The following is a 22562-nucleotide window of genomic DNA, read 5'->3' as shown; positions in this document are numbered from 1 at the left end:
ATAGCCGAGCGTCATCATCGGTCAGTCACACTCCCGGACGGTCACGGCAATGAGAAGAGACCAGATCAGAGAAGCTCAACAGGGAACGTGAGGGTGTCCTCCAATGTACGTCGATTCTGCGAAGAATCAGCACAGCAACAACCTTCGATGGATTCTCCCCTACTGCAGGCCGGACGCCGGTAGAATCGCCGCCGCCCTCGTGCTCTTTGCGGGGGATAAGGTCCTGGTCATGCTTATGCCCATTCTGGCAGGCATGATTGTGGATCAGGTCATTGGCCAGGGGCATGAGGATCGGCTGCCCAAGCTTTGTTTCGCCATGATAGCCGTCACCCTTGGTCGTAGCATCTGCCGCTATGGCTATCAGATGTTCATGGAGCGGTTCGGCCAGAACACCATCTATCGACTGGTCAGCGACGAGTACGAAAAGCTCCACGACATGGACTTCACCTACTTCAACCACACCCGTAATGGCGACATCATGAGCCGGATGACCTCGGACACCGATGCCATCCGCCACTTCGTCTCCTGGGTCTCCTACAACATCCTGGATGCTGTCTGCCTCTTTGCCGGGTCCCTGGCCGTCATGTTCACCATCGAATGGCGGCTGGCCCTGGCCTTGCTGGCTGTGACCCCATTCCTCTTCTACTTCACCTGGCAGCTCTCCAAGCACGCCCACCCGCTCTTCTACGCCATCCGCAACTCGCTGGCATCCCTTAATTCCATGGTCGAGGAGAACATCGAGGGCAACCGAGTGGTCAAGGCCTTCGTCCGCGAGCCTTATGAGACCGAGAAGTTCGATCAGCACAACGATGACTACATGCAGCGCAATATGGACTCCGCCCGCAACAGCCGCACCTACATGCCCTGGCTGGACGGCTGCTCCTACATGCTCCAGCTGATCACCCTGATTCTGGGTGGTTGGCTGGTCATCCGCCAGCAGATGACCCTGGGCGCCCTGGTCTCCTTCAACAGCTTCCTGTGGATGATCGACGGCCCGGTGCGCCAGTCCGGCTGGCTGATCAACGACGTGGAGCGCTTCAACGCCTCCTGCGTCAAGATCCGTCGGCTGCTGACGGCCGAGCCCAGGATCGTCGAGCGCAAGAACGCCCAGGCCGGCGTGGTCCAGGCAGCCACGGTCCGTGCCAAGGTCAACGGCGAGCAGACCGAGGACCCGGTCAGGATCCGTGGGGACATCCGCTTCGACCACGTCAGCTTCGCCTTTCCCGACGATCCGGAGACCCCCATCCTCAAGGACATCGACTTCCACGTGGCGGCCGGCACCCGGCTGGGCATACTGGGGGAGACCGGCTCGGGCAAGTCCACCCTGGTCAGCCTGGTGGCCCGCTTCTACGACCCCACCGTGGGACATGTGCTCATCGACGGAATCGACGCCAGGCAGTGGCCCCTGGACCTGCTGCGGCGGCAGGTCAACATCGTGGCACAGGACACCTTCCTCTTCTCGGACACCATCGGCGACAACATCGCCTTCGGAGCCCAGCGCGACGACGAGCAGTACGTCAGGACCATGGCCTCCATGGCTGGCGCTGATTCATTCATCAACCGGATGCCCGAGGGCTACGACACCGTGGTAGGCGAGCGCGGCGTGGGCCTGTCGGGCGGGCAGAAGCAGCGGCTCAGTCTGGCCCGAGCTCTGGCCGACGACCCGGCCATCCTGATCATGGACGACACCACGTCGGCCGTCGATATGGAGACCGAGGCCACCATCCAGCGGCATCTGCAGGAGATGGAGGGCACCAGGACCATGGTCACCATCGCCCACAGAATCTCCTCCATCAAGGATTCCGACCTGATCCTGGTCCTGGATCACGGCAGGATTGTGGAACGCGGGTCCCATGAGGATCTGGTCCACGCGCATGGCCGCTACTACCGGATCTACCGTAAGCAGCTGGGGCTGCAATCCGGACAGTCAGCGGGATTCTGATACATCAGCAGGCTTGGCAAGGTGAGACGATGAAGCAGCAAAAACAACGTTCGACGGGCACCGCGCGCAGGAACACCTTCCGTGAGGACGAGGACCTGGAGGAGCAGATCGACTTCGGTGACATCAAGCGCATAGGGGCCTATCTGAAGCCCTACCTGCGCCAGGGGGTGATCATCCTGGCGGCGGTCCTGTCCATGAGCGCCATCGCCGTGGCCATTCCCTACATGACCAAGACCATGATCGATACGGTCATCCCATCCAAGGACCCGGTTCGGCTCTTCGCCCTGGGCGCGGTCTTCCTGCTGGCCATCGTGGTCTACGAGCTCCTCCTGCGCTACCGGACCGTGGCCATCACCCAGTTGGGCCAGCTCATGCTCAAGGACATGCGCCGGGACCTCTTCACCCATATACAGACCCTGCCTTTCTCCTATTTCGATTCCCGGCCCCACGGCAAGATCCTGATCAGGGTGGTCAACTACGTCAACACCCTCTCGGATACCCTGAGCTCGGGTCTGATCAACGTGATCGCGGACATCTTCACCTTCCTGCTGACCCTGGTGGTCATGTTCGTCATCGACTGGAGGCTGACCCTCTGGTCCCTGGTCCTCATGCCCCTGCTGGTGCTCTATGTGCTGGTCCTCCAGCGCTTCCAGCGGAGGGCCTACCAGCGTCTGTCCAACAAGCAGAGCAACCTGAACGCCTACATCCATGAGTCCATCGCCGGGGTCAAGACCACGCAGACCTTCGTCAGGGAGCGCGAGCAGTTCCACACTTTCCAGGAGCAGCAGGGCCAGGTTCGCAGCGCCTGGATGCGGGCCGTGCACATCCAGTACCTGATGTGGCCAGGAGTGCAGAACATCTCCACCATCACCATCGCGCTGATCTACTATCTGGGGATCACCGGCCTGGGCGGCGTGCAGGTGACCACGGGTATGCTGATCGCCTTCGTCGGCTATGCCAACAACTTCTGGAACCCCATCATCAACATCGGCAACTTCTACAACCAGCTGATCACCTGCTCGGCATACCTGGAGCGCATCTTCGAGACCCTGGACGTCCGCCCGGAGATCGAGGACCGACCGGGGGCCATAGAGCTGCCTCCGGTCAAGGGCAGGGTGGACTTCAACGATGTGGTATTCAAGTACGAGCCCGGAGGCCGCAACATCCTCAACCTGGTGGACTTCCATGTACCGGCAGGCAGCACGGTCGCCCTGGTGGGGCCCACGGGTGCCGGGAAGACCACCATCGTCAACCTTCTCTCGCGTTTCTACGACGTGACCGAGGGCAGCGTCTGCGTGGACGGGCATGACGTGCGCGACGTGACCCTGGCCTCCCTGCGCCGGCAGATGGGAGTCATGCTTCAGGACACCTTCATCTTCACCGGTAACGTGCGCGAGAACATCCGCTATGGCCGTCTGGATGCCACCGACCAGCAGATCGAGGAGGCCGCCAAGGCCGTCCATGCCCACGAGTTCATCATGGAGCTGCCCGACGGTTACGATACCAAGGTCGAGGAGCGCGGATCCACCCTCTCTGCAGGACAGCGGCAGCTGATCGCCTTTGCCAGGGTTCTGCTGGCCGACCCCCGCATCCTGATCCTGGACGAGGCGACCAGCAGCATCGACACCCGCACCGAGGAGGCACTCCAGGCCGGACTGGCCCACCTGCTCAAGGGGCGGACCTCCTTCGTCATTGCCCACCGGTTGTCCACCATCGAGAATGCTGACCAGATCTTCTATATCGATCATGGGCAGATCGTGGAGCATGGCACCCACCAGGAGCTCCTGGCCAAGAAGGGAGCCTACTACCGGCTGCATGAGTCCCAGTACGCCATGATTCGCACAGCCAACGGCGACCAGACGCAATCGGCACAGCCTGGCGATGATGCAGGACAGGACAACCAGGTTCGGCAGGATTCGGCTGTCTCTGCCCAATAGCAGGCTGACCTATGTGTCGGTACCGGTCTCCAGCTAGCAGTATTACATCGTTGTAAAATAAATAACGACAAGTCAAAGCCGACAGGTTCGGCAGCCAGGGCAAAGGAGCGGACGTTGAGCAATACGGTTCACAAGGACGTCGAGGGAGCCGATCCCTACGGGTATCTGATGGTGCACTTCATCGAAGACCCCCAGGGGTATGCCGAGCGCCTCTACTTCGACCTGTCGCGAGGCGACAATCCTCTGAGCTGGGATCCGCTGTACGGGGGCAGGCCGCTGCTGACCTCGCACCTGGGCACCACCGGTCTGCGTGATCCCTACATGGTACGTGACCCGCGCAACGGCCGGGTCTATGTCATGGCCACCGATCTACGGGTGTTCGGCGGCGATCAGTCGCAGGGCAGCGGCTGGGATCACTGGTCCCGCCATGGCAGCACCAAGCTGATGATCTGGTCCACTGACGACCTGATTCATTGGTCAGGTCCCTGGCCGCTGGATGTGTCCTTGCGGCAGGACGGCAGCAGGGTCCCGCTGGGCATGGCCTGGGCGCCGGAGTGCCTATGGGTGCCTGACTACGAGGGGTCGGGTCAGGGGGCTTTCGTCCTCTACTGGTCATCCAAGCTCTTTGACCAGGATGATCCTGACCATGCCGACCCGTCGGCCTACGACCGGGTGCTCTGGGGGTCGACCACAGACTTCGCCCAGGAGCATTTCCGCTATGGGGGTGTGCTTATCGATACCGGTCGCAATTCCATCGACACCACCATGGTCCAGCGTCCCCTTCCCGGCGGTGGCCTGCGCACCTACCGGGCCACCAAGGACAACGGCTTTGGCCGGGGTATCTGGTTGGACAGCACCGACGATCCCCGCTGGTGGCTGCCGCAGGCCCGGTGGACCACCATCCAGGAGCGGATCGGCGCCGGCTGGTGCGCCGATGGCAACCCCTCGGGCGTGGAGGGTCCAGCCCTCTATGCCGACCATGCCCGGAACCGTTGGTACCTGCTGGTGGATGTGATCCCCTCCGTGGGCTACAGGCCCATGGTCAGTGATGATCCGGATGCCGGGTTCGACTACGCCCGGGAGCAGGACTTCCACCTGCGCCCCCATACCAAGCACGGCGGGGTCCTGTCCCTGACCCGACAGGAATACGAACGTCTGCGCCCTCTGGCGCAAGAGGACTGAACCAAAGGACTGAGAAAGGAGCAAGAAATGGATAAGGCCTGGAGACCACCCATGGGGTGGAACAGCTGGGACAGCTACGGGACCACCGTCACCGAGCAGGAGGTGCTGAACAACGCGCAGGTCATGCGCGACAGGTTGCTTCCGGTGGGCTGGGATACGGTCGTCATAGACATCGCCTGGTATGACCCAACCGCCAGGGCCCATGGCTATAACGCCAAAGCGCCTCTGGTCCTGGATGACTATGGCAGACAGCTGCCCGATCCGGTCCGGTTCCCATCGGCGGCCGACGGCCAGGGGTTCGCTCCTCTGGCCGCCCGGATTCACGGTCTGGGGTTGCAGTTCGGCATCCATGTCATGCGGGGCATCCCGAGGCTGGCGGTCGAGCGGGACCTGCCCGTCCTCGGCACTTCCTATACGGCCGCCCAGGTGGCTGATACCACCCATGTCTGTGCCTGGAATCCCGACAATTACGGTCTGGACCAGTCCCATCCGGGAGCCCAGGCCTGGTACGACGCCCAGGTCGACCAGTTCGCCCGTTGGGGGGTGGATTACCTGAAGGTGGACGACATGCAGGCCCCCTTCATGGACCGGGAGATCGAGGCTTACGCACGGGCCATCCGCAAGGCCGAGCAGGCCCATGGGCATTCCATGACCCTCTCCCTGTCCCCGGGCACCCGGGTGCCCACCACCCATCTTGGTTTCCTGCGGGACCATGCCCAACTCTGGCGGATTTCGGACGACCTTTGGGATCGTTGGCAGGACCTTTATGCCCAGTTCGCCCGTCTGGCCCGCTGGGCACCTCTGCAGAGCACAGGCCACTGGGCCGATGCGGACATGCTGCCCCTGGGGCATATCGGACTGCGGGCCGAGCGGGGCGGGGACCGGTCCAGCCTTCTGACGGCCGATGAGCAACGCACCATGCTGACCCTTTGGGCCATGGGGCGCTCGCCGTTGATGGTGGGCGGCGATCTTCCCAACAGCGATGAGGCCACCCTGTCGCTGCTGGACAACCCGGCCCTGGAGGAGGTTACCGCCGGTTCGGCCGACAACGGTGAGATCATCCGGGAGCCGGTCGAGGGCGGGGATGAACAAGGCACGAAGACCTTAGGCGAGGAGATCGTCTGGAGGGCCCTGGCCAGCGACTGGGCCGACGGAACTCCCTCGGCCCATGCCGGCGGGGTCTATGCGGCTGTCTTCTGGACCGGGGATCGCCCCCGGCGGGTCAGGACGGCCCTATCCTCCCTGGTGGGTCTGGATAGGGCGGATAGGGCCTGGACCCCGGTCGACCTGTGGCGGGGCCGGGCCACTGAGTCCGCCCAGGTCAGCCTGGAAGGGCAGGGTGCCGACCGGGTTCTGGTGGCCCTGGTGCCTGCACACGGCGTGGTCTGGGCGGCTCTGGATCCCCGCTGAGGCGATCAGCGCTTGGAGCCCCAGATGCAGACGTTGTTGCCCAGGGCGCTGAAGGTCATGACCTTGCGGTGGTCCTTGTCCCTGGGCAACCGGGCGAAGACGCCCTGGTAGGTCACGGTCCCATCTTCCTCCTGGAGGTCCATGGACAACCGTCCCTGGTCGTCGACCTGCCAGTGGCCCTGGCGCGCTCCGGTCACCTGGCCGCCGGGCTCCAGACGGATGTCCACGGCCTTGACCACGCCCCGGTAGCGGGTGCTGTGAGTGTCGGTCACCTTGCGCGGTCCCTTGAAGAAGATGGTCGGATCATGCTCCACCAGCTCATAGGTGCCGGCCTCGTCCTTGGCGCTGTAAGGGCCGCCGGCCTTGGTGCCTAGATATTCATAGGGTGCGGCCACCAGCCATCCGTCTGCTGTGGGCATCAGCTGCCGGACCCGGATCTGATGCTCCTCCTTGCGGTCGGAGAATCTGGTGTGGTAGACCACGTAGTCCCGGCCGTCCTTGTCGTGCAGGGCCGTGTTACCGCCCTGCGAGACCTCGATGTCGCCCTGCTTGTCCCCGCTCCACTGGTAGGAACCCATCAGACGGATGCCTGTCTCGCTGGTCCAGTTGTCGGCCTCGCCGCTGGTGGCGATGGCCGGGTTGCCCCGCTGGTCAAGATAGGGGCCGGTGATGGAGTCCGAGCGGAACATCCGCATCTGGTAGCCGCCGGTCTGCACCAGCTTGCCGTAGGAGAGGAAGAGGTACCAGTGGCCGTTGGTGTGCAGCAGCGCCGATCCTTCGCCTGAGTTGCCGAAGCCTCCGGCGAGTTTGTGTCCGTAGTAGGCGTCGGACTGGTTGGCCTGGGTGGGGTAGGTGGTGGAGTAGTCGCGCAGCCCGGTCTTGGGGTCCAGGCGGATCATCCAGATGCCACCGAACCAGGAGCCGAAGCTCATCCACAGGCCCCCCTGCCCGTCATCCTTGACACAGGCATCAATCGCATTGATACCCGTATCCGTGTAGGACTGATAGCGGTCCAGCTCCGGGTCCGAGCCCAGCACCTTGGGAACGTCGGTGCGCATGTAATTGGCCCGGGTGAAGCCGGAATAGACCACTGGCCCCACGTAAGTCCAGTCGCCGTCCACCCGGTCGGCGGTCAGCAGGACGATGACCGAACGATGCTCGGCCCCGTTCAGGCTCAGGTACATGCACCACTTCTTCATGGTGGCGTTGTAGTAGACGTCGGGCGCCCACATGTTGCCGGTCACATCCGGATTGGAGGACTGCTTGGGCCAGTCCTTCCATATCTTGGCAAAGATCTTCTTGTAATCGCGGCTCAGGTTGTTGGTGAAGGGGGTCCAGTTGACCAGATCCGTACTGCGGGCATAGGCCCGATGCGAGCCGAAGACATAGTAGTTCTTGCCGGAGCGAACCACGGAGGGATCGTGTACCGAGACGCGCTTGGGCTCCTGGGTGGCGGCGGTTTTTGTTCCGCCGGCTGACGGCTGCTGGCTCGAGCAGGCGGCCAACGCCCCTGTCAACAGCATCGCCAGACCCGCCGTCAGGGCAGTCAAGGCCTTCATGGCCCGTCCGGTGCGTTTGGGTCTTCTCATGGTTCCTCGCTTTCCGTGAAGGCAGCCCGATCGACATCGATAACGACCCGCGACGTATGGCCGACCTTGCGGAGTCGGTTTGGATGAGCGAACAGCCCGGCCTCATCCATGCGGGCATCGGGCGTCGGGGACTGGTCTCCATGTATAATTTCTATCGTTAGAAACGATAGTCGTCGGCGTTGAAGCCGGCAAGCCGGATGGAAGGAATCGTCATGGGTGAGGATGCTCTGGACGGTGGACGCGAAATTGGGAATGGGGTTGCACTCATGTGCTATACCCGGCATCCCACTGATCGGCAGGAGGCCAACAACGAGGATGTCGCCCTGAGCATGCACCTGGCCCTGCGTTCACGGGCGACCGGTCGTTGGGAGCCCCTGAACGGCGACTACGGCATCTTCTTCGCTGCGGCTGTGCCCACCAGGGCTGTGCCGGATAGCGCCCGCGGGGCCTGCACGGCCGGGGCTGCCCTGCCAGGCGAGGTGGCGCCGCAAGAAGGCGAGCAAAACCCTGGACTGGACGCTCATCAGGGCGAGGGCTCCAATGCTGATGCTGATGGCGGTGACAATGTCGATGATGGCCAGGCTTCACAGGCGGCTCAGGAACTGGCGGTGGTCCCGGGGCAGGATCTGATCCTTAAGAGTCTGATCGACCCCTTCCTGCTGCCCTTGAGGGACGGTACCTTCGTCATTCTGGCCACCAGGACGGCCAGGGGTGGCCAGCCGGACGGTTCCCAGTCCGACTCCTTCCTGACGGCTCTTTCACCGGATCTGTTGACCTATCGACGACTGCCGCAGGTCCATATCCTGGGCGCTCATGGGGTCCACAGACCCAGGGCGCGGCTCCTGGACGATGGCCAGTGCTGCCGGCTTTACTGGGACGACGACCGCGGGCGGCTGTGCACGGCCACGGTGGACGACCCGACACGGATGGGCATGGTGGCCGACATGAAGGTTCTGGAGGATGATGATCCCCTGGCCCAAGGCGACCCCCTGCCCCTGGATCGGCGGCGCGCACTGGAGGAGGACTGCGGCATGAAGGGCATCCTGGCTGGCAATGTGGTGCTGGTCAGCGCCGATTGCGAGCGTGGCCTGCTGGAACGCTTCGGCCGCATCTACAACACGGGCGTGAAGGTGGATCCGGTTCAGGTGTCCCAAGGCGACGGCCTGGAGTCGGTCCGGCAGGCCCAGGCAAGGCTCCTCTACAGTGACGGATCCACCGCCCTGCGCGGGGTGGATTGGGACCAGGGTCAATTGGATCGTCTGGCCAATGATCTGGCCCAGGGTCGCCTGAATCCTGGGCAGACCAGGCTGATCGGCGGACGGGTCCGGCAGACGGCTTACCCGGTCCCCTTCGCCCGGCAGCGAGCCGATCCCTCCATTTTCCGCTGGTCCTGGAGGGGACAGCGCCTGTTCATGTTCATCGCCACCGAGGATGCGGATGGCAACTGTGTCGACCCCTTGAACGGGCACACGCACATGCCCCTGAGGGTCGCTGACTCCATTGAAGGTCTGAGCGATCAGGCCGGTGGCCATGAAAAGGAGGTGGACCTGCTGCGCAGGGGCGATCGCAACAGCGAGGGCCGGGTCATGACCGGCTGCTTCTGGGCCCCGGAGATTCACCTCATCGGCGGCAGGCTCTCCATCCTCTTCATGCCCTGCTTCGATGGTCCGCAGACCAACCCGGACGGGACCGCCAATGATCGGGCCGGAAAGCCGGACATGTGGACGGGCTGCTGCCACATCATGCAGCTTCGCCGCGACGACCAGGGCCGGGATCTGGACCCTCGCCAGCCTGAGAACTGGGACAGCCCCCGACCCATCCTGCGGGCTGAGGGCACCCCTCTCAACCCCATCCAGCGAATCAGCCTGGACATGACGGTCCTGCACGATACCGGCCGCTGGTATTACGCATGGCAGCAGCTGGGCTCGGTCTGGATCGCCGCCTTCGACCCGGCCCGCCCCGACCGTCTGACCAGCACGCCGCGCCAGATCATCGTCCCAGAGTTCGCCTGGGACAACATGATTGCCGAGGGGCCCAACGCCGTGGTCCACGACGGCCGGATCTTCCTGATCTATTCCGGCTCCCTGGTGGGCATCGACTACACTACCGGACTGGTGACCGCGCCGGCCGGAGTCGGGGCCGATCTATGCGATCCCGGCGTGTGGAAGAAGCTGGACTACCCATTGCAGAAGTCCGGGAAGTACAATGGCCACTGGCAGCTGGGCACCGGCCACGGAATGTGGTCCCAGGACGAGGACGGCACCATGATCTACGTCTTCCATAATGCCGAGCATGACCAGGACCGCTACCTTGGCCGCGACAGTCAGGTACGGCGGGTACATTGGTCTGCTGAGGGGATGCCCGTATTGGATATGCAGACGGATGAGGAGCTCGACCCCACCCGCGCCACGGTAACCTTGGAGGTCAGGGTCTTATGAGTTTAGCCGCTTCCCCCGGCACAGGACGTGGTTCCACCCCGACCATGAAGGATGTGGCCCAGGCTGCAGGAGTGTCGGTCAAGACCGTCTCCAACGTGGTCAATGACTACGAATTCGTCTCCGAGGCCACCAGGGGCAAGGTCAACAAGGCCATAGAGGAGCTGGGCTACCGGGTCAACGTGCCGGCCAGAAACCTGCGGCTGGGCTATACGGGGATGATTTCACTGGCCATACCGGATCTGGCTATGCCCTATTTCGCTCAGCTCTCCTCCCTGGTCATCGAGGAGGCTAAGAAGCTGGGCATGAGGGTGCTGGTGGAGCCCACCCTCTACTCGCGCGAGGGTGAAATCGAGGCCCTGCACGGCTCACAGCGATCCATGATCGACGGCCTCATCTACAGCCCGCTGGAGTTGGGCATGGACGACCTGGACCAGCTGCGGGTGGACTACCCCCTGGTGGTTGTGGGGGAGCGGATCTTCAGCGATCAATTTGATCATGTGGCGACGGAGAACGTGGAGGGTGCCAAACACGCAACCGCTTATTTGATCAACACCGGCTGCCGTCGGGTGGCGGTCATCGGCACCCACCCCGGCGAGAAGCTGGGTTCGGCCGCTCTTCGCCTGGAGGGGTACAGACAGGGCCTTGAGGAGGCCGGCCTGGACTATGATCCCCGGCTGGTGGCCCCATCGCGCATGTGGCACCGTATCGACGGGGTCAACGCCATGAACTCCCTGCTGGACCAGGGCATCGTTCCTGACGGGGTGGTGGCCTTGAACGACATGCTGGCGGCAGGGGTTCTGCATTCCATACAAATGCACGGTATGTCGGTGCCGGACGACATCTCGGTCATCGGCTTCGACAATTCCGACGATTCCCAGTATCTGTCGCCCTCGCTGACCAGCATCTCGCCCGGGCTCAAGGCAGTGGCCAGGCTCTCGGTCCGTGTTCTCAAGGACAGGATCAACGGGGTGCAGCCGCTGAACACCAAGGAAAGCGAGCACGTCTTCCGCAAGGTATCCTCCTCGCTGGTGGTCCGCAATTCAACCCGTGCCCTGCCAGGAAACGAGATTGCCGTCTGATTGCTGATGTTCTTTTTCGTGTGTTCCTGGTTTCTTGATTTCTAACGTTGTAATATACTGAAGACGTTCTCGAACGATTCGAGGTGGCATCGGCGGACCATGGAGGCCTGCCGGTCGGAGCGCAGTCGCTCCGATGCCGACATGGAAAGGTGTGAACATGCGTCATCAATCGTCATCAGGCGCAGGACGACGGAGCCGAGGAGGGGTTGCAGCGGCAGCCCTCGTGGGCATGGTACTGGCGGGCGGCACAGTCGTTTCTCCAGCATGGGCGGATCAGTCCCCAGCCGACGGCAGCGTCACAACAAGGATGTCAGCCAGTCAGCCCCAGCCCCTGCTCGGCTACGATTTTTCAGCCCTTGCTACAGGAGACAAGGAGGCAAACAATACTGTCTCAGGCTCATCCTTTGGCCCGGCCCGTATCCTGGACGCCGATGGCCAGCCGACCGGGGCAGTCAAGGCCGACGACGCGCTCCTGTTCGATGGATCCACCTATGTCAAGCTTCCTGATGACATACTGAGCGGACGCGCCAGCGCCACGGTGTCCATTCGCGTGCGCAATGACCGGTTCAACGTCTCAGGCCCCTGGACCTACCTCTGGTCGCTGGGGGGGACCGGTCAGCAGGCCGTCGGCTCCTGGACCACATCCACCCACACCTCCCTGTACACCTCCATCACCTCCAAGGCCAACGGCCAGGGCGAGACCTATCTGCCGGCATCCAAGAACCTGCCCGATGACCGCTTCTCCACGCTGACCGCCACCATCGATGGCAAGAACAATATGGTCCGGCTCTATATCAACGGTCTACAGGTGGCTGAGGGCAAGGCTGCGGTCAATCCTGCCGCCTTTGGCGACCATCATCACAACGTAATCGGCCAGTCCCGATACCCCGGCATAGGCGATGCGCTCTTTCACGGCGCAGTGCAGTCATTCGCTGTCTATCCGCAGGCCCTGAATGCCGACCAGATTGTCGCCACCCTGCCTTCGGAGGACCTTGGGGATCTGATCGACCAGCAGGCCGCATCCCTGGCGGTTCCCGCAGCCGTGGACGGTGATTTCAACCTGCCGGTCTCAACAACTGTCGCATCAGTGGGGTGGACCTCTTCGGCTCCTGGAACGGTCAGTGTCAATGCGGCCACCGGCAGGGCCCATGTGGTCCCCGGCAAGCGGGATGTCCCAGTTACGCTGACGGCCCGGCTGCAGGCCAACAAGGTCTCGAGGTCATCCCGGGACGCTAAAGCCATCCAGCAGGACTACCGGCTTATCGTCAGGGGCACCTCCAAGGACGGTCAGAACGCCTACTCGCGCGTCTCCGTGCATGACCCTTCCGTGGTCAAGGCCGGAGGGCGCTACTACATCTTCGGCTCCCACCGGGCCTGGGCCCGCAGCACCGACCTCAAGCATTGGGAGCCCTTCACCAACAATCTGAGCCGGGATTACCAGCGCATTCTGGATCCCATCTGGAAGGCATGGCCCAAGCAGTCCTCCAATCCGGATGTGACCGGCAACATGTGGGCGCCCGAGGTCTACTACAACGCCACCATGAAGAAGTGGTGCATGTACCTGAGCTTGAACGGGGGAGGGTTCCCCTTCCAGAAGTCGGTCATCGTCCTGCTGACCGCCGACGACATCGAGGGGGACTGGAGCCTGGTGGGTCCGGTGGTCTACTCCGGCTTCCAGAAGTCCAATGTGGCGGCCACCGACGTTCCCAAGGTGCTGGGTCCCAATGCCGATTTGTCGCGCTATGCCAGCCTCACGGATACGGGTATCAATGCGATTGATGCCTGTGTCAAGGATGACGGTCAGGGGGGCCTGTGGTTGAGCTTCGGCTCCTGGTTCGGCGGCATCTGGATGATCCGCCTGGACCCCAAGACCGGGCTGCGCGACTACTCCACCACCTACCCCACCCAGGCCAACCAGTCCGACGCCTACTACGGGCACAAACTCGCCGGAGGCTTCGGCAACTCAGGCGAAGGTACCGCCCTGGTCCATCGGGGGGACTGGTGGTATCTGATGCTTTCCTACGGCGGACTCGGGCAGACCGGGGGCTACCAGATGCGTGAATTCCGCTCCCGTTCCATCACCGGCCCCTACCTGGATCAGAACGGCAAGCCGGCCGTCTATGGGCGCGCAATGAATGATCTGGATGCCAACCGGGGCCTGCGGATCGACTCCTCCTTCGCCCAGCCCGGGCAGGACCAGGTGCTGACCTCGCAGGGGGGCAACGCACTGTTGATTGACGACAATCGCGTCTTTAACGTTTACCACACCCGCTTCGTGCGCGCTGAGGGCAACCTGGAAGAGCATCAGGTCCGGGTCAAGCAGATGGTGCAGACCCCTGACGGATGGCTGGTCATGACGCCCTTCGAATACCGGGATTCGGTGGGCAGGGTCTCCGCCAGCCAGGTGGTCGGCGACTACCAGGTGGTGGTCCATGATCCGGTCCGTTACTATGCGGGGTCCGGTCTGTCCAGCCCGGCCATCTACCGGTCGGTGTCAGTGAGCCTGCTGTCCGGCGGTCGGCTGGGCGGCCAGGTGCAGGGCTCCTGGAAGGCGACCGCCGGCAATCTGACCATCAAGGTGGACTCGGCGGATCCGGGCACCCTGTTGCACGGCGTCTATCGGGCCAGGCTGGGCCGACAGCTTGACGAGCAGGGCCATCCGGTCGTCTTCTTCTCAGGGCTGGGCGGCGATGTCTTCACCGATGCCGGTGCCGATGTCTCCAGGGCAGCAGGTGCCGCGGCAATCTGGGGTTCGCGTCCCCTGACCGATGCCAAGGTTCAAGAGGAGGCCGATGGCGATGCCAATCATGCGACTGTTCCCGCCGCGGACCCCACTCCTGCACCCGCAGGTCGGTCCGGCAAGGAAGGCAAGGCCGGTCGCCTGCCCTTGACCGGATCGGCCCTGTCGGCTCCCGTCGCTGCCGCATCTGCGGCCCTTGTCCTGGGGCTGGGCGCACTGGTGTTCACCGCCATTCGCCGAGCCCGGGGCTGAACCCGAACGGGCCCGCTGCACAAGCCACCCTCCGCCTTCAACTTCGTTCGCCCGGCGGAGGGTGGCGGCCCGTTAATATTCAACGTTGTATATTGGTCATACAGACCAGTACCTCTGTCTTCGTGATAGGAACACATGATGAGCGCATACCACAATCCCCTGGTACTCCAGCGGGCCGATCCCTGGGTCATCAAGCACAGGGACCTCTACTATTTCACCGCCTCCTACCCGGCCTACGACAGGATCATCCTGCGCGCCGCCGCCAGGCTGGACGACCTGCAGGCCGCCCCTGAGCGCACCATCTGGCGCAAGCACGAGTCCGGTCCCATGAGCAGGTACATCTGGGCGCCCGAACTCCACCGGATCAATGGGGCCTGGTACATCTACTTTGCGGCTGCAGAGGAGGACTTCGGCTCTGCCGATCTGCCCACCCACCGCATGTACGTACTGGAGAATACCGGCGAAGACCCCATGGATGGCGAGTGGACCGAGAAGGGGCAGATCCATACCCCGATCGATTCCTTCTCCCTGGATGCCACCACAACGGTGATCGGGGGCAGTCAGTACCTGATCTGGGCCCAGAAGGATCCGGCCATCGAAGGCAATTCCAATCTCTACATCGCCCGCATGGCCGATCCCTGGACGCTGGCCACCGATCCTGTCCTGCTCTCCAAACCCGAATATGACTGGGAATGCATCGATTTCAAGGTCAACGAGGGGCCGGCCGTTCTGCTTCACCAGGGCATGATCTACCTGACCTACTCAGCCTCGGGCACCGGGGTCCCCTACGCAGTGGGCATGCTGACCGCCCGTGAGGATGCCGACCTGCTGGATCCGGCCTCCTGGACCAAGAGCGATCATCCCGTCTTCAAAACGGCTGAGGAGAACCACCAGTATGGGCCCGGCCACAATTGCTTCACGGTCAGCGAGGACGGCAGCCAGGACCTGATGATCTACCATGCCCGCAACTACACGCATATCGAAGGGGACCCACTCTTCGATCCCAACCGCCATGCCAGGGTGGGACTGGTCACCTGGACCGACCATGGCCCGGACTTCGGACGGCCTCTGCCTGACGATCGGTGGACCCCGACGAGCCGCCAGATCCTGCCTCCCGATGGCAGTCATTGAGGGCATTGCCGGGCCATGCCCGACACGCTTGTACATCGTTGGAGAAGCGAGTATTATATAATTTGCAACGTTAGAAAGATGTCGGTTTACAAAGGCGTGGGCTACGTTCACGTATCTGGGAGCGTGACCAGGCGATGCAAGCCATTGGACCAGATGGGCAGGACATGGTTGTTCCGGTCGTCATCGGTTCCTTTGTAACCGTTGCTTGATGTCGAAAGGACAGAGACAATGAAGGCAATCAGAAAGGCTGCGGTAGCCGCAATCGCGCTCGCCACGCTCAGCACCGTGGGGCTCTCGGCCTGCGGTTCCGGCAGTGGTGGCAAGGATGCCAAGGGCAAGGACGGCGTCACCAACATCGTCATGTGGCACGGATTCTCCGAGGCCGATGGCAAGACTCTGAAGAAGATCGTCGAGAACTTCAACAAGTCGCAGAAGAAGTACCACATCGACGCCCAGCTGCAGCCCTGGAGCACCATCGGCGAGACCATGGTCACCAAGGTCACCTCGGGCGACGGCCCCGACTTCGTCACCACCGGCGCCGACAACGGCCAGGGTTGGTCCATCGACGGCACCTTCCAGTGCGTGCAGGACTTCTATGACGATCCCTCCAACGAGACCAAGAACTACCTGCCCAACGTGACCAAGCAGACCGAGTTCACCATTGATGGCAAGAAGCAGCAGTGCGCGGTCCCCATGGGCTACGCGCCCACCACCGTCTGGTACAACACCGATATGTGGAAGGCTGCCGGTCTGACCGATCAGGACTATCCCAAGACATGGGACCAGCTCCTGGATGTGGCCAAGAAGCTGACCAAGGGTGACGGTTCCCAGTACGGCATGGCCCTGTCCGACTCCGGATGGGCGGCCTTCATGAAGGGCAACGGCACCGGTCTTTACGACACCAAGGGCAAGGTCACCATCAACTCCGAGCAGAACAAGGCCTTCCTGCAGAAGATGCGCGAGTTCTACAAGGGCGGTTACTCCAAGACCGGCATGGATGACACCGCTGCACGCGAGTCCTTCGAGTCCGGCCAGTCCGCCATGGTCATCGTCGGCCCCTGGGAGGACCAGGCAGCCACCGACAAGGGCATCAAGCACGATCTGTTCCCCGTGCCCAACGGAGACGGTACCTATGTCTACCCCGACGGCAAGAAGGGCTCCAACACCGGTTCCACCGGCCTGTATTGGTGGGTCACCTCGCAGGTCAAGGACGAGGCCAAGAAGAAGGGCATCTACGCCTTCTTCAAGTACTACAACAACCATGACAACCAGGTCATGTGGTCTCTGGGCTCCGCCTATCCGCCGAACAACAAGACTGTGACCACCGAAGAGCTCTCCAAGCGTCCCCTGATCGCCAAGGTCTCCGAGAACACGGATAACTCCTACATCGGCATCGCCGGCCTCAAGGGTGGCTTCGGTGATATCTCGGCCACGCTGGATTCAGTGACCCAGAACACCGCCCGCACCGACGATGACATTTCCGCCTCGCTGTCCAAAGCCTCCAACAAGATCCAGAAGTATCTGGACGAGTACAAGGCTGAGGACTGATTGACCATCCGCCCATGAGAAGCCGGTCTGGCGGCCAGTAGTGCCGCCGGCCGGTCCCTCATGGCTGACCGTCGCCCGGGCCCGGTGTCCGGGCGGCACTTTGGAGTACCTATGTCCACTACCACTGGGATCCCACCCGCGCAGGGCGCCGACGCGGCCATCAAGGAGAACAAGAAAACTCTTTCCAGGCGCAATATCCGCATCGGGCTGAGCTTCATAGCCCCGGCCCTGATTGTTCTGTCGGTCTTCGTCTTCTACCCGACCATCAAGACCTTCTTCACCTCGCTGACTACAGACCGCATCAACCGTAAGGGCATCTTTGTCGGTCTGCACAATTACGCCGAGCTGTTCACCAATGCGGACTTCTGGACAGACTTCCGCAACACGGTCATCTACGCGGTCGCCTATGCGCCGCTGGTGGTCATCGTGGCCCTGGCCTTCGCCCTGTTGCTCAACCGCAAGGACATCAAGGGGGTCGGCTTCTTCCGCACCTGCCTGTTCATGCCCTACATCATCTCGCTGACTGTGGCCTCCATCGCCTGGAGCTTCCTCCTCTCGCCCTCCCTTGGTCTTATACCCTACTGGGGCAAGATGCTCTTCGGCATCCAGCACATGGATCTGTTGGGAACCAAGTCCACGGCTCTGGCCACCATCATCTTCATCACCGTATGGAAGAACTTCGGCTATTTCATGGTCATCTTCCTGGCCGGTCTGCAGGGGATCAACCCGGACCTGTACGAGGCGGCCTCCCTGGATGGGGCCAACGCCTGGCAGCGTTTCCTGCACATCACATTGCCTGGGTTGCTGCCCACTTTCAACTACGTGGTCATCTTCGGACTGATTGGATCCTTCCAGGTCTTCGACCAGGTCTTCATTCTGACCTCCGGAGGCCCCGACCGCGCAACGGAGACCATCGTCTACCGCATCTACACCGAGGCTTTCGGCAACGGCAAGATGGGTTACGCATCGGCCCTGTCCTATGTCCTGCTGATCATGACGCTGATCATCGGCGTTATCCAGCTGGTCTGGAACAACAAGCATGAGAAGGAGGAAATCGGATGAGCCAGTCGACTCCTACCGCAATCGAGCACGATAAGCTGCTCAGGAGGGCCCATGCCCGACACATGGTGGCAAGGGTTCTGACCTACTTCCTGCTGATCCTGATGACGGTGATCATCATCTTCCCCCTGCTGATTGTGCTGATCACCTCCTTCACGCCCAACAAGCTGACCCAGACCTGGCCGCCCAAGGTGATTCCCTCCTCATTCACCTTCGACAACTACACCTCGCTCTTCCAGCGGATGCCCATCGGCAGGCAGCTGATGAACACGGTGATCTTCGCCGGGGCTGTGACGGTCTTCTCGGTCTTTTTCGACTCCCTGGCCGCCTACGGGCTCTCCAGGATCGACTTCAAGGGGCGCGGCTTCCTGCTGGGAATCCTGATCGCCACCATGATGATCCCTGGCATGGCCCTGTTGATCCCGGTCTACAAGCTGCTGGCAAGCATGGGTTTGGTCAACTCCTACTGGGGCATCATCATCCCCAGACTGGCTGATGTGGGCGGAATCTTCCTGCTGCGGCAGTTCTTCATATCCCTGCCCAAGGATTTGGACAACGCGGCCCGCATCGACGGTGCAGGCGAGTTCCGCATCTTCTGGCAGATCATCCTGCCCAACGCCAAGTCCGCGGTGCTTGTGGTGACCATGTTCAACTTCATGGGCAACTGGAACGACCTGCTCTGGCCGTTGATCATGACCAGCCGCCCGGAGACCAGGACCATCACCGCCGGTCTGGCCATGCTGACCGGGCACGGCTCCTCGGTCACGCCTTACGGCGTGGTCATGGCAGGCGCTCTGATCTCGGCGCTGCCCCTGCTGATCGTCTTCTTCTTCATTCAGAAGAGTTTCGTGCAGGGCATCGCCATGACGGGCATCAAGTGACCGACGAGGCCGACATCATCGGCACCAGGTACAGGGCCCGTTGAGGGGTGGGCCGCTGTGCTTGGTGCCCAAAGGGCCGACGGGGGTGACCAACCTCCGTCGGCCCCTTGCTTGTTCTGGATTTAGACTGGGCTGGTGAACATTGCGGGCGAGGAGGTCAGGCATGGATGAGCGTCAGGACGATCAGTATGGGCTGAGCTCCGACCAGGAGGAGGCCCTGGGGGTTCTGGCATCGGCGGATCCCCATGCCGGACAGTCCAAATGGACCATCTTCAGGCAATTGCCGCCGGATAAGCGTTGGCCCTACTTCGCCCAGCACTTCCTTCCGGGTATTCTGACCGCTGGTCTGGTACTGGCCCTTCTGGTCAGCTTGGTCGTCACCAGACTGACCAGGCCGCCGGACCCGCTTATTTCAGTCCAGGGCTTCAACATGAGCACCCATGAGGAAGGGTTCGACAGCCTCAAACAGGGATTCATGCGCGACCGGGGAATCAAGGATGGTCGGCTGGTGGACATGGAGGCGACCCTGACGTTAAACGGTCAAGGCTACGACGATTCGGCCAAGGCCCTGACCCGGGTCACCGCAGGCGAGATCAACATGGTGATCGCCCCTGCGGGACTCTTTCCGACTCTGTGCAAGCGCGGGCTGGTGGCTAAGCCCTCACAGGGATTGAAGGGCGACGACCTGCGGCGGTTGGCCAGCCAGGGCGTTCTGGTGGATTCCAAAGGCCGGCAGGTATCGAATCCGTCCCATGCCATGGGTCTTGACCTCTCCCGCTCATCTCGCTGGAGGCAGATGTCCGGCCTGCCTGATCATGCCATCCTGGGGATGAGCAACGTAGCCGATACCGCAACCTACGTCCGGGCCTTCGTCGACTATATGGATTTCGACTGAGTCTGCGAGTATCTATGTCATGTATCTGCATGTGGATGGCAAGGGGGATTGCCGTTATGCCCATGTGGGCACGACTGACAGGCATGGGCCTACGCGTGCCCGAACCTGCCGAGAAGCCGTTCAGCGGGTCAGGGTCCGCTGCAAAACCCGATACTCGCTCTGAGTGATGGGCATGATGGAGCCATGGCGCTTGGTTAACCGACCGAAGTCCATGTCCGTGACCAAGGCCCAATCCTGTCGCCGCCTGGATGACAAATCCGCCGAGCAGAAGGGCAGGTAGCCCCGGCCCTCGGCAAACTGGTCGCAGATCAGGCCGAAAGGCATGGCCCTGCCGTCAGGTCCGGCGGCATCGGCATCGTTGTAGAGAAAGAGCTCGGGGCCCTCCAGGTAGCGTGAGGAGTAGCGTCCCTGGCCGAAGATGTCGGTCAGGTTGGACAGGTAGGACCAGGCCTGATCGTCGTCCGTGCGCACCAGCTCATGGGTGACCGCATAGGGGTTGCGGGTGCGTTCCAGGGTGATCTGGTCATCCTTGGAGGCCCGGTACCACCAGCCGTCGGGCGCCTTGAGCATGGTCGTGTCGATGATCCCGTTGCTGCGGTCGATCCACTTGACCGGGCGGGAGAAGGTGATCAGATCGGTGCTGGTGGCGTAGTACATGTTGATGCCGTCGCCCAGCTCGTTGGCAAGATCGGCTGCAGCCGGATCCTCGGCGCTGTCGGCTGCCGCCGTGGCCCAGAAGACTATCCATTGCTCCCTGTCGGCATCCCAGCAGGCCTCCGGTGCCCAGGCCATGCCGGCCCTTGGAATGGCCGAGGCCACATCCACCAGGCGGGGCCTGCCCCAGTGGGCCAGGTCGGGCGAATCCCAGATGACCAGGCCGGTGGATCCGTTCATGGTGGCCCGGCCCTCCTGCCAGCCGCCCCTGTGGTAGACGGACAGATCGGTGGCGATGATGTGGAAGAGGCCGTCTGGTCCCCGGACGACACAGGGGTCGCGCACGCCGCCCTCGCCCTCGCTCCAGGTCAGCACCGGGTCTCCCAAGGCCCGCAGGTCATGCCAGTGCAGGCCATCGTGGCTGAGGGCGAAGTAGAGCTGCTCGTCCGTCTCAGCCTGTTCGTGGCCGGTGAAGTGGACGAAGAGGTAGGCGCTTGTCGCCTCCAACGAGGGTTGCCAATCCGTAGACATGTTCCACCTTTCCTGCTGACGGCAACGGTACCGCGGCTGCGGGGGCCGGCGGATGGGCGGCGGGTGCCCCTTCGCTCTTCCGTTCCGGGGCCGTCATGGGCGATTCTAGCTGCCGACCCTCCCTTTGGCGGAGCGGCCGTCCGGGCGGGTCGCAGGTTGGGCCGTACGGGACCCTAGACTGTGGACCATGAGCAGGCATCATCGCGACCGCAGCTGGGCTCCCGACCCCGAGCCGCTGCCCGAAGGCATTGGAGTCATCGACGATCACACCCACATGGCCTCTGTGGTCCCCTTCGCCCAGGAGATGGACCGGCAGGCCAGGGAGCGCGGACAGGATCCGGTCCCCGTCCGCACGGTCGACCAGCAGCTGGAAAGGGCCCGGGCCGTGGGCGTGGTCGGGGCCATCGACGTGGGTTGCGAGCTGCCCCATCTGCAGACGGCTGTGGATCTGGCCCTGGCCCATCCCGGGGTGGTCCACGCGGCCCTGGCCATCCACCCCAATGAGGCCGTCCTGCATGGCCATCGAGGGGTGCCGGGCCCGGATGGACTGCCCTTGAAGTATCAGCCCTGGCATGAGGTTTCTTTCGAGCAGGCGCTTGAGGAGGTCGCCCGTCTGGCTCGCGCATATCCCGACCAGGTGGTGGCCATCGGGGAGACGGGCATGGACCTCTTCCGGACCGGCCAAGGGGCCGAAGAGATCCAGCGGCAGGCCTTCCGTGATCACATCGCCCTGGCCAAGGAGCTGGACCTGCCCATGCAGATCCACGACCGCGACGCCCACCGCCAGGTCATCGAGACCCTGCTGGAGGACGGCGCCCCCGAGCGCACGATCTTCCACTCCTATTCGGGGGATGCAGGGATGGCCCAGGTGGCTGCCGAGCACGGCTGGTATCTGAGTTTCTCGGGAACGGTCTCCTACAAGGGCAACGAGGGAATCCGCCAGGCCCTGTCCGTGGTCGGCATGGACCACATCATGGTGGAGACCGATGCGCCATACCTGAGTCCCATGCCCTACCGGGGACGCACCAACTCCCCCTACATGATTCCATACACCCTGCGTGCCATGGCCGATGCCTTGGACTGCCCCCTGGCCCAAGTGGCCGAAGCGACGGCAGCCACCACGCGCCGGGTTTACGGCCTGTGAGGGATGCTGGACGGACGGTGCCGGACCGGGATTAAGCTAATGGTGTGTCGCGGTCTGAATCGCCCCTGCCAAGTGTGGGGGGAGAGTGCTACGGTTGTCGTCGCACGTGTGCGCAAACAGCAACATACGGCACCCGGAAGTAGATGAGTG

General features: G+C 62.7%; 15 protein-coding genes. 13 read left to right on the top strand and 2 right to left on the bottom strand.

Going from position 1 to position 22562, the window contains the following annotated elements:
• Window positions 1-103 precede the first annotated feature (103 nt).
• From AACP62_RS06635 to AACP62_RS06620, 4 genes are all read left to right on the top strand, one after another.
• Window positions 104-1942 carry an ABC transporter ATP-binding protein gene (locus AACP62_RS06635; RefSeq protein WP_339347218.1) on the top strand — a complete coding sequence of 613 codons (1839 nt, stop codon included), beginning with the start codon at window positions 104-106 and terminating at the stop codon, window positions 1940-1942.
• A gap of 29 nt (window positions 1943-1971) precedes the next feature.
• Entirely contained in the window at window positions 1972-3879 is a 1908-nt protein-coding gene (locus AACP62_RS06630; RefSeq protein WP_339347216.1) for an ABC transporter ATP-binding protein, read from the top strand.
• Between the two features lie 114 nt (window positions 3880-3993).
• Window positions 3994-5061: a glycoside hydrolase family 43 protein gene (locus AACP62_RS06625; RefSeq protein WP_339347214.1), complete on the top strand. Its 1068-nt coding sequence runs from the start codon at window positions 3994-3996 to the stop codon at window positions 5059-5061.
• Between the two features lie 51 nt (window positions 5062-5112).
• The gene (locus AACP62_RS06620; RefSeq protein ID WP_339347328.1) at window positions 5113-6471 is read left to right on the top strand and encodes a glycoside hydrolase family 27 protein; all 1359 of its coding nucleotides are present in this window, start codon (window positions 5113-5115) and stop codon (window positions 6469-6471) included.
• A 5-nt stretch (window positions 6472-6476) separates the two neighbouring features.
• Here AACP62_RS06620 and AACP62_RS06615 read toward each other — a convergent pair whose 3' ends face one another.
• Window positions 6477-8060 carry a glycoside hydrolase family 43 protein gene (locus AACP62_RS06615; protein WP_339347212.1) on the bottom strand — a complete coding sequence of 528 codons (1584 nt, stop codon included), beginning with the start codon at window positions 8058-8060 and terminating at the stop codon, window positions 6477-6479.
• 245 nt (window positions 8061-8305) lie between these two features.
• On the opposite strand from AACP62_RS06615, the gene AACP62_RS06610 reads away from it, so the two are divergent.
• From AACP62_RS06610 to AACP62_RS06575, 8 genes are all read left to right on the top strand, one after another.
• Window positions 8306-10498: a family 43 glycosylhydrolase gene (locus AACP62_RS06610; protein ID WP_425332926.1), complete on the top strand. Its 2193-nt coding sequence runs from the start codon at window positions 8306-8308 to the stop codon at window positions 10496-10498.
• A complete protein-coding gene (locus AACP62_RS06605) occupies window positions 10495-11577 on the top strand; it encodes a LacI family DNA-binding transcriptional regulator (RefSeq protein ID WP_029677586.1) in 1083 nt (360 codons plus the stop codon). The genes AACP62_RS06610 and AACP62_RS06605 overlap by 4 nt, the downstream gene beginning before the upstream one ends.
• Before the next feature lie 307 nt (window positions 11578-11884).
• Window positions 11885-14569: a family 43 glycosylhydrolase gene (locus tag AACP62_RS06600; protein WP_339347207.1), complete on the top strand. Its 2685-nt coding sequence runs from the start codon at window positions 11885-11887 to the stop codon at window positions 14567-14569.
• Between the two features lie 138 nt (window positions 14570-14707).
• The gene (locus tag AACP62_RS06595) at window positions 14708-15700 is read left to right on the top strand and encodes a glycoside hydrolase family 43 protein (protein WP_045935977.1); all 993 of its coding nucleotides are present in this window, start codon (window positions 14708-14710) and stop codon (window positions 15698-15700) included.
• A 228-nt stretch (window positions 15701-15928) separates the two neighbouring features.
• On the top strand, window positions 15929-17248 hold the full coding sequence (locus AACP62_RS06590; protein WP_339347203.1) for an ABC transporter substrate-binding protein: 1320 nt from the start codon (window positions 15929-15931) through the stop codon (window positions 17246-17248).
• Window positions 17249-17359: 111 nt separating this feature from the next.
• Window positions 17360-18310, top strand: a complete 951-nt coding sequence (locus tag AACP62_RS06585; protein WP_339347201.1) for a carbohydrate ABC transporter permease — start codon at window positions 17360-17362, stop codon at window positions 18308-18310.
• Window positions 18307-19188: a carbohydrate ABC transporter permease gene (locus tag AACP62_RS06580; protein ID WP_029677591.1), complete on the top strand. Its 882-nt coding sequence runs from the start codon at window positions 18307-18309 to the stop codon at window positions 19186-19188. The genes AACP62_RS06585 and AACP62_RS06580 overlap by 4 nt, the downstream gene beginning before the upstream one ends.
• Window positions 19189-19351: 163 nt before the next feature.
• Complete coding sequence (locus AACP62_RS06575) at window positions 19352-20083, top strand: hypothetical protein (RefSeq protein WP_339347200.1); 732 nt, start codon at window positions 19352-19354, stop codon at window positions 20081-20083.
• A gap of 120 nt (window positions 20084-20203) precedes the next feature.
• Here the strand turns inward: AACP62_RS06575 and AACP62_RS06570 are convergent, their stop codons facing one another.
• Window positions 20204-21268, bottom strand: coding sequence for an alpha-arabinofuranosidase (locus tag AACP62_RS06570; RefSeq protein WP_339347199.1), 1065 nt, complete (start codon window positions 21266-21268; stop codon window positions 20204-20206).
• Between the two features lie 187 nt (window positions 21269-21455).
• On the opposite strand from AACP62_RS06570, the gene AACP62_RS06565 reads away from it, so the two are divergent.
• Entirely contained in the window at window positions 21456-22412 is a 957-nt protein-coding gene (locus AACP62_RS06565; protein ID WP_339347198.1) for a TatD family hydrolase, read from the top strand.
• Window positions 22413-22562 lie beyond the last annotated feature (150 nt).

It is taken from the genome of Bifidobacterium apis (assembly GCF_036986835.1).
Classification (GTDB): domain Bacteria; phylum Actinomycetota; class Actinomycetes; order Actinomycetales; family Bifidobacteriaceae; genus Bombiscardovia; species Bombiscardovia apis_A.
Note: the sequence above shows the minus strand (reverse complement) of the source record. Positions and strands in the feature narration are given on the sequence as shown.

What these genes read in the sequence shown, in the direction of transcription:
- AACP62_RS06635 (WP_339347218.1), top strand. Translation starts at nt 104, where the DNA reads ATGTACGTCGATTCTGCGAAGAATCAGCACAGCAACAACCTTCGATGG.
- AACP62_RS06630 (WP_339347216.1), top strand. Translation starts at nt 1,972, where the DNA reads ATGAAGCAGCAAAAACAACGTTCGACGGGCACCGCGCGCAGGAACACC.
- AACP62_RS06620 (WP_339347328.1), top strand. Translation starts at nt 5,113, where the DNA reads ATGGGGTGGAACAGCTGGGACAGCTACGGGACCACCGTCACCGAGCAG.
- AACP62_RS06615 (WP_339347212.1), bottom strand. Translation starts at nt 8,060, where the DNA reads ATGAGAAGACCCAAACGCACCGGACGGGCCATGAAGGCCTTGACTGCC.
- AACP62_RS06605 (WP_029677586.1), top strand. Translation starts at nt 10,495, where the DNA reads ATGAGTTTAGCCGCTTCCCCCGGCACAGGACGTGGTTCCACCCCGACC.
- AACP62_RS06600 (WP_339347207.1), top strand. Translation starts at nt 11,885, where the DNA reads ATGTCAGCCAGTCAGCCCCAGCCCCTGCTCGGCTACGATTTTTCAGCC.
- AACP62_RS06595 (WP_045935977.1), top strand. Translation starts at nt 14,708, where the DNA reads ATGAGCGCATACCACAATCCCCTGGTACTCCAGCGGGCCGATCCCTGG.
- AACP62_RS06590 (WP_339347203.1), top strand. Translation starts at nt 15,929, where the DNA reads ATGAAGGCAATCAGAAAGGCTGCGGTAGCCGCAATCGCGCTCGCCACG.
- AACP62_RS06585 (WP_339347201.1), top strand. Translation starts at nt 17,360, where the DNA reads ATGTCCACTACCACTGGGATCCCACCCGCGCAGGGCGCCGACGCGGCC.
- AACP62_RS06580 (WP_029677591.1), top strand. Translation starts at nt 18,307, where the DNA reads ATGAGCCAGTCGACTCCTACCGCAATCGAGCACGATAAGCTGCTCAGG.
- AACP62_RS06575 (WP_339347200.1), top strand. Translation starts at nt 19,352, where the DNA reads ATGGATGAGCGTCAGGACGATCAGTATGGGCTGAGCTCCGACCAGGAG.
- AACP62_RS06570 (WP_339347199.1), bottom strand. Translation starts at nt 21,268, where the DNA reads ATGTCTACGGATTGGCAACCCTCGTTGGAGGCGACAAGCGCCTACCTC.
- AACP62_RS06565 (WP_339347198.1), top strand. Translation starts at nt 21,456, where the DNA reads ATGAGCAGGCATCATCGCGACCGCAGCTGGGCTCCCGACCCCGAGCCG.